Annotated in this window: 12 protein-coding genes and 2 pseudogenes; 7 read left to right on the top strand and 7 right to left on the bottom strand. The window is 68.3% G+C overall.

Going from position 1 to position 14,264, the window contains the following annotated elements; all coding sequences use genetic code 11:
• The first annotated feature begins 105 nt into the window (after positions 1-105).
• The gene (locus OP79_RS58780) at positions 106-387 is read left to right on the top strand and encodes a transposase (RefSeq protein ID WP_425428691.1); all 282 of its coding nucleotides are present in this window, start codon (positions 106-108) and stop codon (positions 385-387) included.
• Here the strand turns inward: OP79_RS58780 and OP79_RS46355 are convergent, their stop codons facing one another.
• Complete coding sequence (locus tag OP79_RS46355; RefSeq protein WP_033329234.1) at positions 388-1,347, bottom strand: asparaginase; 960 nt, start codon at positions 1,345-1,347, stop codon at positions 388-390.
• Positions 1,348-1,531: 184 nt separating this feature from the next.
• Between OP79_RS46355 and OP79_RS46350 the strand changes: the two genes are divergently transcribed.
• From OP79_RS46350 to OP79_RS46330, 5 genes are all read left to right on the top strand, one after another.
• Positions 1,532-2,197, top strand: a complete 666-nt coding sequence (locus OP79_RS46350) for a GntR family transcriptional regulator (RefSeq protein WP_033329233.1) — start codon at positions 1,532-1,534, stop codon at positions 2,195-2,197.
• 189 nt (positions 2,198-2,386) lie between these two features.
• Positions 2,387-3,940 carry an AbgT family transporter gene (locus OP79_RS46345; RefSeq protein WP_033329232.1) on the top strand — a complete coding sequence of 518 codons (1,554 nt, stop codon included), beginning with the start codon at positions 2,387-2,389 and terminating at the stop codon, positions 3,938-3,940.
• 49 nt (positions 3,941-3,989) lie between these two features.
• Entirely contained in the window at positions 3,990-5,177 is a 1,188-nt protein-coding gene (locus OP79_RS46340) for a M20 family metallopeptidase (protein ID WP_033329231.1), read from the top strand.
• A gap of 175 nt (positions 5,178-5,352) precedes the next feature.
• Positions 5,353-6,579: a M20 metallopeptidase family protein gene (locus OP79_RS46335; RefSeq protein ID WP_033329230.1), complete on the top strand. Its 1,227-nt coding sequence runs from the start codon at positions 5,353-5,355 to the stop codon at positions 6,577-6,579.
• Positions 6,580-7,275: 696 nt separating this feature from the next.
• The gene (locus tag OP79_RS46330; RefSeq protein ID WP_033329229.1) at positions 7,276-8,091 is read left to right on the top strand and encodes a PQQ-binding-like beta-propeller repeat protein; all 816 of its coding nucleotides are present in this window, start codon (positions 7,276-7,278) and stop codon (positions 8,089-8,091) included.
• A 457-nt stretch (positions 8,092-8,548) separates the two neighbouring features.
• On the opposite strand, the gene OP79_RS46325 is transcribed toward OP79_RS46330, so the two are convergent.
• The 6 genes and pseudogenes from OP79_RS46325 to OP79_RS46305 form a co-directional block, all read right to left on the bottom strand.
• On the bottom strand, positions 8,549-9,109 hold the full coding sequence (locus OP79_RS46325) for a hypothetical protein (protein ID WP_033329228.1): 561 nt from the start codon (positions 9,107-9,109) through the stop codon (positions 8,549-8,551).
• A gap of 330 nt (positions 9,110-9,439) precedes the next feature.
• Positions 9,440-10,273: a transposase gene (locus OP79_RS57690; protein WP_051745716.1), complete on the bottom strand. Its 834-nt coding sequence runs from the start codon at positions 10,271-10,273 to the stop codon at positions 9,440-9,442.
• Positions 10,274-10,407: 134 nt separating this feature from the next.
• Positions 10,408-11,040, bottom strand: a pseudogene (locus OP79_RS58775) (ISL3 family transposase); the annotation flags it as partial.
• A gap of 661 nt (positions 11,041-11,701) precedes the next feature.
• On the bottom strand, positions 11,702-12,106 hold the full coding sequence (locus OP79_RS50865) for a hypothetical protein (RefSeq protein WP_051745711.1): 405 nt from the start codon (positions 12,104-12,106) through the stop codon (positions 11,702-11,704).
• Between the two features lie 157 nt (positions 12,107-12,263).
• Positions 12,264-12,533, bottom strand: coding sequence for a hypothetical protein (locus tag OP79_RS46310; RefSeq protein ID WP_157857511.1), 270 nt, complete (start codon positions 12,531-12,533; stop codon positions 12,264-12,266).
• 151 nt (positions 12,534-12,684) lie between these two features.
• A complete protein-coding gene (locus OP79_RS46305) occupies positions 12,685-13,329 on the bottom strand; it encodes a LysE family translocator (RefSeq protein WP_033329226.1) in 645 nt (214 codons plus the stop codon).
• A 283-nt stretch (positions 13,330-13,612) separates the two neighbouring features.
• Here OP79_RS46305 and OP79_RS46300 point away from each other — a divergent pair.
• Positions 13,613-13,960, top strand: a pseudogene (locus OP79_RS46300) (glycoside hydrolase domain-containing protein); the annotation flags it as partial.
• Between the last annotated feature and the right edge of the window lie 304 nt (positions 13,961-14,264).

Raw genomic sequence — 14,264 nt, 5'->3', positions numbered from 1 at the left:
CCGGCAGCCACGAGGTGTCGCGGTCCGGCACCTGAACATCCCGAGAACCAACCGCTCCCTCGGAACGCCCTTAGCAACGGATTAGGGCCTCCTGGTAGCGCGGGGGTGCGACCCCATTCCGAGCGTTCCCGGAGGCCCTGTTGCGGGAAGAAGGTTCCGGGCCGCAAGCGGCACATCTTGACCGACACGCTCGGCCTGCTCCTGGTCGTCCCGGTCACCGCCGCGAACATCGGTGACCGGGACGCCGCGGCGGGCCTGCTGAGACGGCTGCGCCGCCTGCATCGCGACATCACCATCGTCTGGGCCGACGGCGGTTGCACCGACTCCCTCGTCGGCTGGACGCCCCCCGGTCGGGGCAGAGGGGCAGGCGAGGGGCGTGGTCGATGACTACTCCAGCAGGATCTGTGCGGCGCGTATCGCGCCGACCGGCTTGCCGTGCCCGAGTACCGGGGTGATGGCCAGCTCGGTGAGGACGTCGTCGGCGTCCGTGGTGACGCCGAGCCGCCGCAGTGCGGCGATCATGACGACGGAGAGGGCCCGGGTGGACCCGTCGGCGATCTTCAGGGCGACGGACGAGCCGTCGGGCAGGGCCACCGCGTAGACGCCTTCCGCGCCCTCCTTGGCGACCGATCCGGGGATTGCGCCCATGAGCCGCGTGACATCCCGGCCGGTTCCCCCGACGTATTCGGCGTACGTGTTCATCGCCCGGGCAACTCGCTGCTCCAGCGAGCCCTCATGGCCCGTGGCCAGCATGGCGAACGCCCGGGCCAGACCCCGGTAGCCGATGGCGAACAGCGGGGCTCCGCAGCCGTCGACGCCGGTCGCGGCGACCTTTTCGCCGGCCAGGTCCTCGATCGTCTCGCGCAGTGCGCGCTGCAGCGGGTGGTGCGGGTCCAGGTATGTCCGCGTGTTCCAGTCATTGGCGACGCAGGTGGCGAGCATCGCGGCGTGCTTGCCGGAGCAGTTCATCGTCAGCGGGGTGGGGACGCCGCCGCCTGCGAGGTAGTCGCGCAGTGCTGCCTCGCCTATGGGCAGCGCGGCCGTGCACCGCAGTGCCCCGGTGGAGAGCCCGGCGTCCTTGAGGATCCTGCGCACGCCGTCGAGGTGGAAAGCTTCGCCGGAGTGGCTCGCACAGGCCAGCGCCAGCAGCTCGCCGTCCAGGTCGAGTCCGGCGCGGAGCATGCCGAGTGCCTGGAGGGGCTTGCTGGCCGACCGGGGATACATGGGACGGTCCGGCTCGCCGATGCTCAGCACGGTCTGCCCGTCCGGCCCGGCCGCGTGGACCGTGCCGTGGTGCACCGACTCGAGGAAGTCTCCACGCCATACCTCCGCCACCACCGCATGCACAACGCGCTCCCCACTTCTTCGGCCGGGCCGTCCGGGCGACTCAAACTGTTAACAGTTATCACTTCATGCGCGTTCGAGTCTATGCCGCCTGAGGGTATTGACAGACGCCGCTCCGTCCCTGTGCACTGTCATCTGTTAACACTTTGGCGCTGTACGGCGAGCCTTGAACGGACGGGAAGCACACATGCCTGACACCCTTCAGCGGGGCCTTGCCGTCCAGATGGTCGAGACGCTTCGCGAACGTCTCCTCAGCGGCCGGATCGCCTCCGGCACGCGCATCAACGAGGCTGAGCTCGCCCGCGAGCTGGACATCAGCAGGGGACCCCTGCGTGAGGCGATCCGTCAGCTCGTCAGTGAGGGCCTCCTGGTGCACCGGCCCAACAAGGGTGCTGTCGTGTTCGAGGCCGAGCCGGATGAGGTGGAGGCGCTTTTCGAGTTGCGCTCGGCGCTCGAGACCGCCGCGGCCCGCCTGGCCGCCGTACGGCGCGACCGCAAGGACATCACCGCGCTGCGCCGCGCCTGCGAGCGGTCGAGGAAGGTCCTCGCCGCGGGCCGGCAGTTCGTCCACCAGCCCGACCTCGACTTCCATCGCGCGCTGCTCGACGCAGCCCGCAGCCCGCGCATCACCGAGCAGGTGCGGCGGGTGCACCAGCAGATCATCGTGGTCCGCAGCCGGCAGGACGTACCCGCGTCGCACTCCGACGCCTCGCTGGCCGACCACGAGGAGCTCGCGGAGGCCATCGCCGAAGGCCAGGCCGACCGCGCGGCAGAACTGATGGAGCGTCACCTCGACCGTGTGCGGCTTCAGATGATCACGAGCATGACGGGCAACGGCGCCTGCCACAACTGACGGCCCACGTGCAGCGCCGCTGCTCTCCTTCTTTACCCTTGCCCCTTTTACCCCTTTACCGTGCGATGCCCTCTCATCCACGCCGTCGCTTCTCTTCTCGTGCCCTCATACCCGCCTGCCGGCATGCCCGGCTGTGAGGAGCACCGTCCGCACGCCCGAGACGCTCGTCCCCGACGTGAAGGTGTACCGATGACTGCCACCTCTGCCCAGCCCCAGCCGACCGAGTCCCGCTCCAGAGTCCTGCGCGCCACGTTCCGGAGCCTGGCCGCGATCGAGAAGATCGGAAACAAACTCCCCCATCCGTTCTGGCTGTTCTGGATCCTCGCCGGCGTCGTCGCCGTGCTCAGCGCGGTGCTGGCGGCGGCCGGTGTCAGCGCCGTGGACCCCGGGACACACAAGAGCGTCACGGTGCAGAACCTGCTCAGCGGCTCCGGGATCAAGATGATCATCGAGGACGCCGACACGAACTTCGCGACGTTCCCGCCGCTGGCCACGATCCTCGTCGTGGGGTTCGGCATTGCCGTCGCCGAGGCGAGCGGTCTGTTCACGGCCCTGCTGCACCGCATGGTCGCCCGGGTGCCCGGCAAGTACCTGACCTTCGCGCTGTCGATGACGGCGATGGTCGCCCACGTCGCCGGTGACGCCGCCTACGTCACCCTCATCCCGCTCGGGGGGCTGATCTACCGAGCGGCGGGCCGCAGTCCGGTCCTCGGCTGCATCGTCGCCTACGTCTCCATCTCGGCCGGCTACGACGCCTCCCCGTCGCTGACCACGACCGACGTACTGCTGTCCTCGATCTCGACCGCCGCCGCCCAGACCGTCGACCCGAGCTACGTCGTCACCCCGGTCGCCAACTACTTCTTCGGACTCGCCTCATCGGTCCTCGTGGCCCTCGTCATCACGATCGTCGTCGACAAGTTCCTCGTACGACGCCCCGGCCTGGAGGCCGACGAGCCGGCCGCGAAGCTCGACGACGCCGAGCGGAAGTCGATCGACATCACCCCGCAGCAGCGGCGCGCACTGCGCGTGACCGGACTGGTCGCGCTCGGCTTCCTTGCCTTCCTGGTGGCGGCGACCGCACCGGCGTCCTCACCGCTGCGCGGCGAGGGCGGTTCCATCGTCGAATCGCCGCTGTTCACGGGCATGTCGCTCGTGCTGTTCGTGTTCTTCGTTCTGCTCGGCTGGGTCTACGGCCGCATGACCGGGACCTTCCGCGCCTCCCGCGACATCATCGACGCGCTGGTCGAGGGCACCCGCACCTACGCACCGATCCTCGTCCTGTTCCTCGCGATCTCCCAGTTCCTCGCCTACTTCAAGTGGACGAACATCGGCAGCGTCCTGGCCATCTCGGGCGCGGAGACCCTGCGCGACCTGCACCTCAACGGCTGGGTCGTGCTGGTCGGCATCGCCGTGCTGATCACGTTCATGAACCTCATCCTCACCAGCGGCTCTGCCCTGTGGGCGCTGGCCGCGCCGGTCCTCGTGCCCATGCTGATGCTCATCGACATCGAGCCCGAGACCACCCAGGCCCTCTACCGCGTCGCCGACTCAGTCACCAACTGCGTCACCCCGATGAGCCCGAACTTCGCGCTGGCAGTGGCCTTCATCCAGCAGCACAAGAAGTCCGCCGGCATCGGCACCCTGGCCTCCTTCACCATCCCGATCGCTGCCGTGGTCTGGGTCGTGTGGATCGCGTTCTTCGTGGCCTGGTACCTCCTCGGCATCCCCTTCGGCGTCAGCTGACCCGCCCCTCCATCACGCACACCCCCACCTTCGTACGAGAAAGCTGATCATGACCGCATCCCCCGCTGACGCCCTCGCCGCCCTCGCCCAGGAGGTCTCGCAGGAGATCGTCACCGACATCCTGGCACTCGTCCGCCAGGAGACCAGCAGCTACGACCTGCCCGGCCTCGCGGCGGGCCTGGACCTCCTGCGCGAGTTGACCGTCCACCGGCTCGGGCAGCCCGACCACGAACACCGCTACCCCGGCGGCGAGTGCGGCGAGTGCGGCGACATCCTCACCCTGACCTACACCGGTTCCGGCCCTGGGCACGTCGCGCTCGTCGGCCACTACGACACCGTGTGGCCGACGGGAACCCTCGCAGGATGGGAGCACCCGGCACCGTCCACCGACGGGAGGCCAAGGCTCAGTGGCCCCGGCATTTTCGACATGAAGACCGGCCTGGCCCAGGGCATCTGGGCTCTGAAGCTGGCTCGCGAGAGCGGCGCCCCCGTGCCCACCGTCACCTTCCTCTTCAACGGCGACGAGGAAATCGGCTCACTGTCCTCGCGCCCAGTGATCGAGGACGTCGCGAAGAAGGCCGACGTGACACTGGTGCTGGAGCCGACCGCGCACGGCTCCGTCAAGACCGCCCGCAAGGGCGCCGGGATCTTCAAGGTCACGGCCACCGGAGTCGAGTCACACGCCGGGCTCGCGCCCCAGGACGGGGCGAGCGCGATCATCGCGCTGTCCGAGTTCGTGATTGCCGCCGCGGCCGTCGCCGCTCCCGAGAAGGGCACGACGGTCAACACCGGTCTCTTCAAGGGCGGCAGCGGCACCAACGTCGTCGCGGGCCACGCCACCGCGAGCATCGATATCCGGGTCACCAGTCAGGCCGAACAGGATCGCGTCGACGCCGAGTTCGACGCCATCAAGGTCAGCGACGCCCGCGTGGACATCGAGATCGTCCGTGACTGGAACCGGCCACCCATGACCCTGAACGCCGCCTCCGCCGCGCTCCTCGACCTCGCCCGCGAGGTCGCCCGCGAACAGGGCCGCGATCTGACCGACACTGCCGTCGGCGGCGCCAGCGATGCCAACTTCGTCGCCGCCCTCGGACTGCCGGTGCTGTGCGGCATGGGCGCGGTCGGCGACTGCGCCCATGCCCAGGGCGAGTTCATCTACCCCGACACCGTGCCCGCACAGACGGCACTGGTCGCCGGACTGCTGGGACGGCTGGCGGAACCGCTGCGAAGCTGAGCGACCGCGTCCCTCCCGGCAGTTCAGCCTCACCAAGGCCCAACGCATCCTGCATCAGCTCTCACCGTGTGAACGATCCCGAACATTTCGGCACTGATGTCGCCCGGCTGTCGATCCAAGGGGACAACCGCCGCTCGGCACCACGCCCAGCCCCCAGAGAGGTGCACTCGCTGTCATGGCGACCCGTGAAAAAGCGACTGAGCTGCGCGATGACCTGATCCGGCTGCGTCGCAGCCTGCACACCGAACCCGAGATCGGCCTGGACCTTCCCCGCACCCAGGAGAAGGTGCTGGCAGCACTGGGCGGGCTTGGGCTCGAAATCTCCACGGGCAGCCGGCTTTCCTCGGTCACCGCGGTGCTGCGCGGAGGACAGCCGGGACCGGCCGTGCTGCTCCGGGCGGACATGGATGCCCTGCCGGTGACCGAGCGCACCGGTGCGGACTTCGCTTCCGCGACGCCGGGCGCCATGCACGCCTGCGGCCACGATCTGCACACCACGATGCTGATCGGCGCCTCCCACCTGCTCTCCGCTCGCCGCCAAGACCTCGCCGGAGACGTGGTGCTGATGTTCCAGCCCGGCGAGGAAGGGCACGACGGAGCCGGTGCGATGCTGGCCGAAGGCATCCTGGACGCGGCCGGACCTCGGCCGGTCGCCGCCTACGCACTGCACGTGTTCACCACCGGACTTCCCACCGGCGTCTTCCTGGCCCGCAGCGGAACGACGATGGCGGGCGGTGATGCACTGGACGTCACCGTCATCGGCGAAGGCGGCCACGCCTCCGCCCCGCACCGCGCCAAGGACCCCGTGCCGGCGGCATGCGAAATGGTCACCGCGCTGCAGACGATGATCTCCCGGACCTGCGATCCGTTCGATCCAGTCGTCCTGACCGTCGGCTCCTTCCACGCCGGCACCCGCCGCAACGTGATCCCCGAAACCGCGCGCTTCGAGGCCACCGTGCGCACCTTCTCCAAACAGGCACAGGCAAGAATGAAGGACGCGGTGGTCACCCTCGTAACCCAGATCGCCGCCGCCCATGGCCTGCGCGCCGAGGTCGACTTCAACCCGGGCTATCCCATGACGGTCAACGACGCGCTCGAGACCGCCTTCGTCGAGTCCACCGTCAACGAGTCGTTCGGCGAGCACCGCTTCCAGCCGCTCGCCCATCCCCTCACCGGCTCCGAGGACTTCTCCCGTATCCTGGGCGAGGTACCCGGCGCCCTGGTCATGCTGGGCGCCGCCCCAAGCGGCGCGGACCCCGCGACGGTCGCGAACAACCACTCCCCGTATGCCGAGTTCAACGAGGACGTACTGTGTGACGGCGCTGCCCTCTACGCCGATCTCGCCACACGCCGACTGGCCGCCCAGCCGACCGAAGCAGTCGCAGCTGCTCCCACATCCTGACTTTGCGGTGCCGTCCCGGGCCGGCGACCAGCACTGGGCCGCAGCTAATACTCCAGCCGTAGATCGCGATCTTGCCTTGTGTCGGCGGCGGCTGAATCCTGACCCAGCTTGGGCGGTCGAGTTCTGACCCACCGGGTCCGATGGCCGTTGTCGGCATCGCCACCGCCACCGCACCGTCGGCGCCGACAGCCGCCTCCTTCGACCCACCCAAGGCATTCGTCGCGATGTCGGCGTTCGGGGTCGAGCGCACGGCCAAGGACAATGAGTACACGCTCCAGGCCGGCATGGTCGGCCAGACCTCTCTGATCGCGGGACTCACCGGTGTCACCGGCCGCGACATCGCCGCGCAAGTCACGCCGTGGACCGCCCCGTCCGCTACGGCGTCCACTACCGAGACGCTGGACGTGACCGCACCGATGGGCGTCCAGCTGGATGGCAAGGACGTCGTAGCGATCGCTTATGTTCAGAACGACAAGGGCCAAGGCACCCAGAAGGCCAAGGGGCAGGTGGTGTTCCAGTGGCTCAATGCGACCGACGGTAAGAAGGTTGCCGAGGTCACCGCGGACCTCACCCCGGCCCTCGGCGCCGGCCAAGACGGCGACAACGTGGTGAGCCAGGCATACGACGCCGCCACCGGGCAGATCGTCGTCGGTGTCGGAGCCGCCGGCGAGGAGGCCGCCAAAAAAGGGTGGCGAGGTGTTCACGGTCTATGCCGACCCGAAGACCCAGAAGTCGACCGTCATCCCGTTCGTCACCCCAGCGGGCGTGCTGAACGGTGTCGTCGCCGGCGCAAAGGGCAGCAACCAGGAGGGTGCGGCCGATGGGACGATCGTGATCGCCGATGGTACGACCGGCAAGATCACCAAGCAGACCCCGACCAAGCAGGACTACCTGAACGCGGCAGGCAGCGGCTCCAAGCGCGCCTACCTCGCCTCCAACTCGTACGCGGGCGACGACAAGTACAACAACGCCCTGTACTCGGTCGACATCGCCAGCGGCGCCGTCGTACAGACCAAGTCACAGGTTGTGGACGAGCAGGTGAGCGCCTTCACCTGCTGGGGCGATCAGGCCAAGGCTGTGGTCTGCACGTCCGGCGAGTCCGGCGGCAAGGAGATCATCGGCTTCGACGACACCACCGGCAAGAAGACCTGGGAGTACACCGACAAGTCGGCGAGCCGGGTCATCCCGGCGGTCACCGCGGCCTTCCACGGCATCGTCTACGCCCAGACCGAGGCCCAGCCGGTGCTGATGGACGCAGCGACCGGCGCGGACGTGCCGACCGGCACGCCGGCTTCGTCCTCGAAGCCTTCGGCCGGCTCGACATCGGCCGACGGTGCACCGTCGCAGGGCAATGACCCGGCCAGCGCGAACGGTTCGGACATGTCGCTGTACGACGGCAAGCTGAAGTCGCCGACGGCGGTCACGCGGTACGGCGGCGCCTACTTGCAGGCCCCGAGTGGCAGTAACTACGACCTCCAGTCGATCCTGATCGCACTGGCACCCACCGCCTGATCATCTGAAAGCGGGTAGGAGGTCCAGGGCGCCCGGCCCTCCTACCCGACCATCGGACATGTGGGCCTGCATCCGGCGGTTCATCCAGCTGATCTCAGCTTGCGGTCGTGGATGGGGACGATCTTCCGCTAGCCCCGTTGCTTGATCAATGTCGATGAGTTCGGGAGTCACCGTCACGGCCCGGCGAACCCTTGGGGGCCACTGACCGGCGAATGCCCTGAGTTGCCTCCGCTGCCGTTCTTCCTCTGCGATGCAGTCGCCAAGTCAAGCGGTCAGGACGGCCATAACGGGTGCAACACGTGTGGTGCACGGGCTCGGCGGAAGGCTCACTCGGTAGGAGACTGTCCGGGAAACGACAATCGGCGACCACCAGGCTCGCGGTGGCCGGTCGACCGGCCACCGGGTGGCGTGCGCGCGGAGCCGTCCAGCGGGCGGCTCCGCGTACGGCGCGTCGGGTTCAGTCGGTGATGTACCAATCGTTCTTGAGGTACTCCAGGGTGTAGCTGCCGAGGTCGCTCTCGGAGAAGGTTGCGGAAGCCCTGACTGCTTCAACCGGCATCTCGATCTTGTCGGGCGTGCGCACGGCGATGCGCTGCGGGTCGACTGTCGCGGTTTGCAGGGCCTTCTTCTGCGCGGTCGAGATCATCTGGAACACGACGGAGTACGTCGACGTGCACGGGCCCAACCCCTGGTCCTGTGCCTTCTTCGCGGCGGGCCCGGCCACTTCACAGACCGTGTTGATGTCCTCACGGCCCAGGGCATGGAGGTACTGCTCGTACCGCTGGATCGCGCGCTCCTTCGTCCTGGGTGCGGGCTGGTCGCTGGTCGGCTCGGCCGACGGCTTCTCGGTCTGAGCGGACGCGGACGGCGTGGCCGACGGCTCTTCGGCCTGTGTAGACGCGGACGGCTGCGAAGGCTTCGCGTCCGTGTCCTCCTTCGATTTCTCCGGACCGCACGCGCACGCCACCAGCGCCACACAGACCGATACCGCCACGCTCACCATCGTCCGAGCTCTCATTCGGGTCTCCCCATCACCAGCCAACAACACGTCAAGAGGTCACGCAGGGTCCGGGGCAACGGTTCCCGAGCCGGTCCAGGCGAGACGCCAGCCGGTTCACCAGCATCGCCTGCACTCTCATCTGCTACCGCAGACGCGCCGAAGGAGATGACGAGGTAGGGGAGTTGTCGGTCGCCAATGACAGATTGCAGCAACGAACTGGCCCCTTGAACAGGCATGGAAACGGGAAGCCTTCGGACGGCTCCGTCCCCTAGGTTCATCCCATGGCCTCGTCCTTTGTCGACGGTCATGCGATTCGGCTCTGTCGGGGATCTTGTGACGTCGGCGCGGTCACGGGCTGTGAAGGATGCGTCTGCGGAGGAGGTCGAGGTTGGCCCGGCCGAAGCCCATGCGCTTGAGGAGCTTGGCTCTGGTCACGTGTCCCTCGACCTGGCCGGAGCTCCAGGGCGTGGACAGGCCGGCGGTGACCGCGTCCAGGTCCCTCTTCATGCCGTTGACCAGGGAATGCAGGGCGGGTAGGTCGTCTGCGAGGACGCGGTCCATCCATGCGGGCAGTTCCTCACCCCGCAGATCGCGCGTCATGTCGGCGAAGTCGCGAACGTGGCGTGCGGTGGCGTCGAGGTGTGGGCAGGCGGCCCGGATCTCTTTGAGCTCGGCGGCGTCGGTCTCGGCGAGGTGTCCGGGGTTGGCCATGATCCAGCGGACGACGATCCGGCGGACGACGCGCCGGGGTTTCGGGGCGGGCCGCAGCTCGGGAGCAGGCGCGGGCGGGTTCTTCGGCCTGGGACTGTGCGGCTCTTTGAAGGGGCGGAAGTAGCGGCGGACGCACTGGATGTCTTCGGTGAAGCCACGTGCGCGCAGTTCGCGGTGCAGCTGCGGAATGTCGTGGCAGCCCTCGCGCCAGCGCCTGTGCAGGCAGGGCTTGTGCTCGTCCAGGATCGATGCCCGGTTGGTGGCCTTGACCAGCAGTTCGTCGAGACTCCGGACGCGGGCGAAGCGCCGTACGGTCGAGTGGTCCAGCCGCAGTTGGCGGCCGATCGCGGCCAGGGACTTGCCCTCGGACAGGAGTTGCTGCACCGCCGTGTACCGCTGGGTGGTGCGGGCCACCAGCCGCCTCGGGTGCCCGAGGACGTCCCCGGTACCGTCCGGCGGGGCGAACGACATCCTTCCGGCGGTGGCTCCGCCGTCCCCTTGGGAGCCGTGGCGGACTCCGTGACGGCCGGGGGTGTCGTGAACGCCTTGCGGATGCACTGGTGATGGGCACCGACCGTCTTCTCCACCGCTTCGGCGAGGTTGCGCAGCAGGTGCCAGGCGTCCGCCGATTGCCGGGCCTGGGGAGCCCCGCTCCGGGCACCTTCGGCGTAAGCGCCGGCCCGGTCAGGGCAGATCACCTCGACTTCCGGATGGCCGCGCAGCCAGTCGGCGAGCGGGTCGGCGTCCCGGCCCGGCAGCACATCGACCGGGCGACGTCCTTCCAGGTCCACCAGGATCGTGGCGTACGAGTCGCCCTTGCGCAGCGCGAAGTCGTCGACCCCAAGGACCCGCATGCTGAACTGTGGTAACTCCGGTAACCCGCGGAGGAGTTCAAGGAACTTGTCCTTGGCGGCGCGGATGCGCAGCGCGGCCGCGAGCCGCGCACCCGGCCGGCCCGCCAGACACGCGGCGATCGACGTGAGCAGCGTGCGCAGCAGCGGCGTGTACCGGGCATGCGGGCTGGTCAGCCCCTCGACCTGCTCGGCGAACGTCACCGCCGGACACTGCGGATTGAGGCACTTGAACCGGCGCACCATGAGTTCGACCACCACCGGGGCTCCGCCGACGGGCGCGTCAGCGAGCCGGCGCGCGTACCGGCCGTGGACACGCCACGACACCACCCCGCACCTTGGGCACCTCGCCGTCGGCACGGCGGAGTGAGCGCAGAACGTGACCATTCCGACCGCACGCTCGATCGACTCGACCACCACACCGGCTAAATACGGTAGCAACCGTCCCAAACCACCTGAACCGCACACTTGGTAGATGCCCAGATCAGGCAGATGACGTCACAAGATCCCCGACAGAGCCGAATTACGTGATCGTCGACATGGCCTGACCTGCGGCGGGGGAAGGCGGCTCAGACAAGGCAGCGGAACCGTGTCACGGTCGCGGCATGAGTGAACTCCCGCAGTCCTGCCACCGATCTGAGAAGCGCCTACTCCCCCGCCCGCCATGCGAGGAATGCGGCCAACCGAAACGCCTGCACCGGCGCGAAACCACAGGATTCTTCGAGAACCCCGTCGACCCGATCGGCACTGTGACCTACGAGTGCCCTACACCGCTCTGCTCCGGCAACGGTCCCGGGTTCTGACAGTCGAGCGCCCTCGCCCCTGCATCAAGGCGTGCGGGGCGCGGTCCAGGGTGGCCCGGAGGGCCATCGCGGCAGCGACGCCCGCAGGGGCGCCCTTGACGGCGTACCGCACGCCGGACACTCGGAGATCGGGTGGCCCCGGCCCCACCTGTGCCAACTGGCCCAGCGAGCTACACGTTTACCCGTACCCACACCGACATGTCGCGGGGTACGTCGACAGGGAGCTTCGTTCTTAGGGTGTCGTGCTAGTCGATCTGCCCCATGATGCCGCCGGGGTAGCGGTCGACCTCACCTGCCCTGGAGAACAGGGACGGTGCGTCGACGGGACAGTCGGCCATGGCCCAGGACGGGTCCCCCGACACGATGAGGCCCGGTCCGTCGGCGGACTCCAGCAGGAACACGTAGTCCAGGTGCTCGGTGATGCCGTACCGCTCGGCCACCGCCTCCACCTCGTCGGCGGAGGAGACCTTACGGATGGTCAGTCCCCTCATCGTCGAGCGGAGGAACATGACCTCGACATGGCCGGCGGACACCTCGATACGCGGCCCGGCCTCAAGGCCGAGATGCGCGTCGCTGCGCAAGAGCAGGCTCCGATGTGTGACCGAGTAGTCCCACACCTTGAAAAGCCGGTCCGGCTGGCTGAATTCCACGTCCTGCCTCCTGTCCTGTCTTGCCTGCGCAGTCACGCGAAAGTCACCGTAAGCCGGGGATGGGGCCCCGCAACGGACAGCTTCCCCGGAGGTCCCTCCGGGGAAGCTGTCGTCGACTTTTCCCGCGAGGGCCGGCAGAGCCCCGCGTCACATCCTGTCACCAGGGCGGACACGGCACGCCACTCGCTTTCCTCGGCTCCAGAAACTCCTCCCGGAACACGTCCAGGGAAGCCCTGAGAAGAGGAATGTCGATCTCCGGACGGATGTAGCTCAGCCGGGCCGAACTGTCCTCGAAGCGGAACTCCAGCAGGAGCTCACCCCGCTTGCCGTCGATCATCTCGACGACTTCCATCGACTCGTAGTCGTTGTGGTCGCTCAGGATGATCAGGGCCATGAACTGACGCCCTTGGACGGAGAACGATCTCATAGCCATCCCTTGCCTCTTGACGGCCTCCGCGATCTGCAGGTCGGCCTGGGCGGGCGAGTGGTGGGTTGGGGGTCTGGCGGCCCCGGGTGCCATCAACGTCTCCGTCTCGGCGCTCACAGCAGGACTGGTGTCACAGGGACATGGGCCTGGCTCAGGTGGAGACAGCACTGCGGGACAGGGCGGTGCGCAGCGCGAAGGCGCCGAGCAGGCCGCCAGCCGTGAACCGTTGGGCGGTCATGGCGCGGGGCCGGGCGGCCAGAAACCCCGACACTCGCGCTGCGCTCAGCATGATCAGAGCGTTCACGGAGATGCCCACGACGATCTGCACACCACCGAGCTGGAGCAGTTGTCCCCAGGCCGGGCCTGCCTGCGGGTCCAGGAACTGGGGCAGTAGGGCGGCGTACATAAGAGCGATCTTGGGGTTGAGCAGGTTGGTCAGCAGCCCCATCGAGAACAGGCGGGCGTCGGAAACCGGAGGCAGGTCCTGGGCCGGGGCGAAGGGCGAGCGGCCGCCGGGCTTGAGCATGTCCCAGGCGAGGTAAGCCAGGTAGGCGGCCCCGGCAAGCTTGACCACCGTGAATGCCACCGGCACGGCGGCGAACAACGCAGACAGGCCCGCAGCCGCGGCCAGCAGATAGCACACGAATCCCATGGCGGTCCCACTGAGGCTGACCAGGCCCGCCCTGCGGCCTTGAGTGATCGCACGGGAGGCGAGGTGGATCATGTTCGGTCCCGGGGTCAGCGCCATGCCCAGTTCGACCAGGGCCACTCCTCCGACTGCGGTCAGAGTGATCACCGGTCAACCTCCAGCTCGTTCGTCGGGTACCTGATACGGAAAGGGGTCACCCGGCTGCAACGGACGGATACGACGCATGAGCAGCGCCTGCCTCGCCCACTGCAGCATACGGCCTTGCCGCTCGGTATCTTCATGCGCTCCCGGCCCCGTTCCTAGCCCGTCGACGACATCAAGTGCTGGGCCCGCAACTGCAACGACGCCGACAACGCCGCCCGAGGCGGCCGAGGCGGCCGAGCAAAAACGCGGCAGACGCGGTGGCCAAGGCGTCGGCGCTCGGCAGCGGTACGACACCACCAACACGGTGTGCAACAACACCGTCCTGACGTACGTGAGGGCCTCCGGCAAGACGCTGCGCGCCAAGACGTACCGGGCCGGCTTCTACGGCTTCACCAGCTCCAGCGCCAAGGCCATCGCCACCGTCAAGAACCGCACCGACCTGCAGGGCAACCTCTGGTACGCCCTGTGGGACAAGAAGTACACCACCACCGCGGACTGGCCGTGGGGCGCCTCCCAGTACACCAACCACAGCCGCGGCCACCAGTACCTGGTCAACAGCAAGGAGACGCGGGGCGGTTACACGATCACCGTGGACCGGGACGCATGGGACGGGCCCATCGCCATCACCAAATGACCCGTCAGATGAACGCGCTGGCGGCCCACCGAGCCGACCGAAGAGCCGTCGCCGGGCCTGGGGCTGCCGTGACCACGCCCTGGACTGCGAGGTCGGCGAGCTGCTTGTCGTCGGCCCGTTCCAGGATCTGTCGGCGCAGGGCGGGGTCGGTCGTGCGTTGCAGCAGGGTGGTCAGCCTTCCGATAGCGCTGGCCGCTGCGGGGGCGCCGCAGCGGGCGGTAGCTGGGCGGGGTGCTGGCAGGCCGCGCACAGCTCATGACGGGCCTGGGGTGTGATGACAGTGCCCCATCCATTGCATCTCTCG

It is taken from the genome of Streptomyces yerevanensis (assembly GCF_000716805.1).
Classification (GTDB): domain Bacteria; phylum Actinomycetota; class Actinomycetes; order Streptomycetales; family Streptomycetaceae; genus Streptomyces; species Streptomyces flaveus.
The sequence above is the reverse complement of the archived record's forward strand: the minus strand, read 5'-3'. Positions and strand labels throughout refer to the sequence as shown.

What these genes read in the sequence shown, in the direction of transcription:
- OP79_RS46345 (WP_033329232.1), top strand. Translation starts at nt 2,387, where the DNA reads ATGACTGCCACCTCTGCCCAGCCCCAGCCGACCGAGTCCCGCTCCAGA.
- OP79_RS46335 (WP_033329230.1), top strand. Translation starts at nt 5,353, where the DNA reads ATGGCGACCCGTGAAAAAGCGACTGAGCTGCGCGATGACCTGATCCGG.
- OP79_RS46350 (WP_033329233.1), top strand. Translation starts at nt 1,532, where the DNA reads ATGCCTGACACCCTTCAGCGGGGCCTTGCCGTCCAGATGGTCGAGACG.
- OP79_RS46340 (WP_033329231.1), top strand. Translation starts at nt 3,990, where the DNA reads ATGACCGCATCCCCCGCTGACGCCCTCGCCGCCCTCGCCCAGGAGGTC.
- OP79_RS46325 (WP_033329228.1), bottom strand. Translation starts at nt 9,109, where the DNA reads ATGAGAGCTCGGACGATGGTGAGCGTGGCGGTATCGGTCTGTGTGGCG.
- OP79_RS46310 (WP_157857511.1), bottom strand. Translation starts at nt 12,533, where the DNA reads ATGAGATCGTTCTCCGTCCAAGGGCGTCAGTTCATGGCCCTGATCATC.
- OP79_RS57690 (WP_051745716.1), bottom strand. Translation starts at nt 10,273, where the DNA reads ATGTCGTTCGCCCCGCCGGACGGTACCGGGGACGTCCTCGGGCACCCG.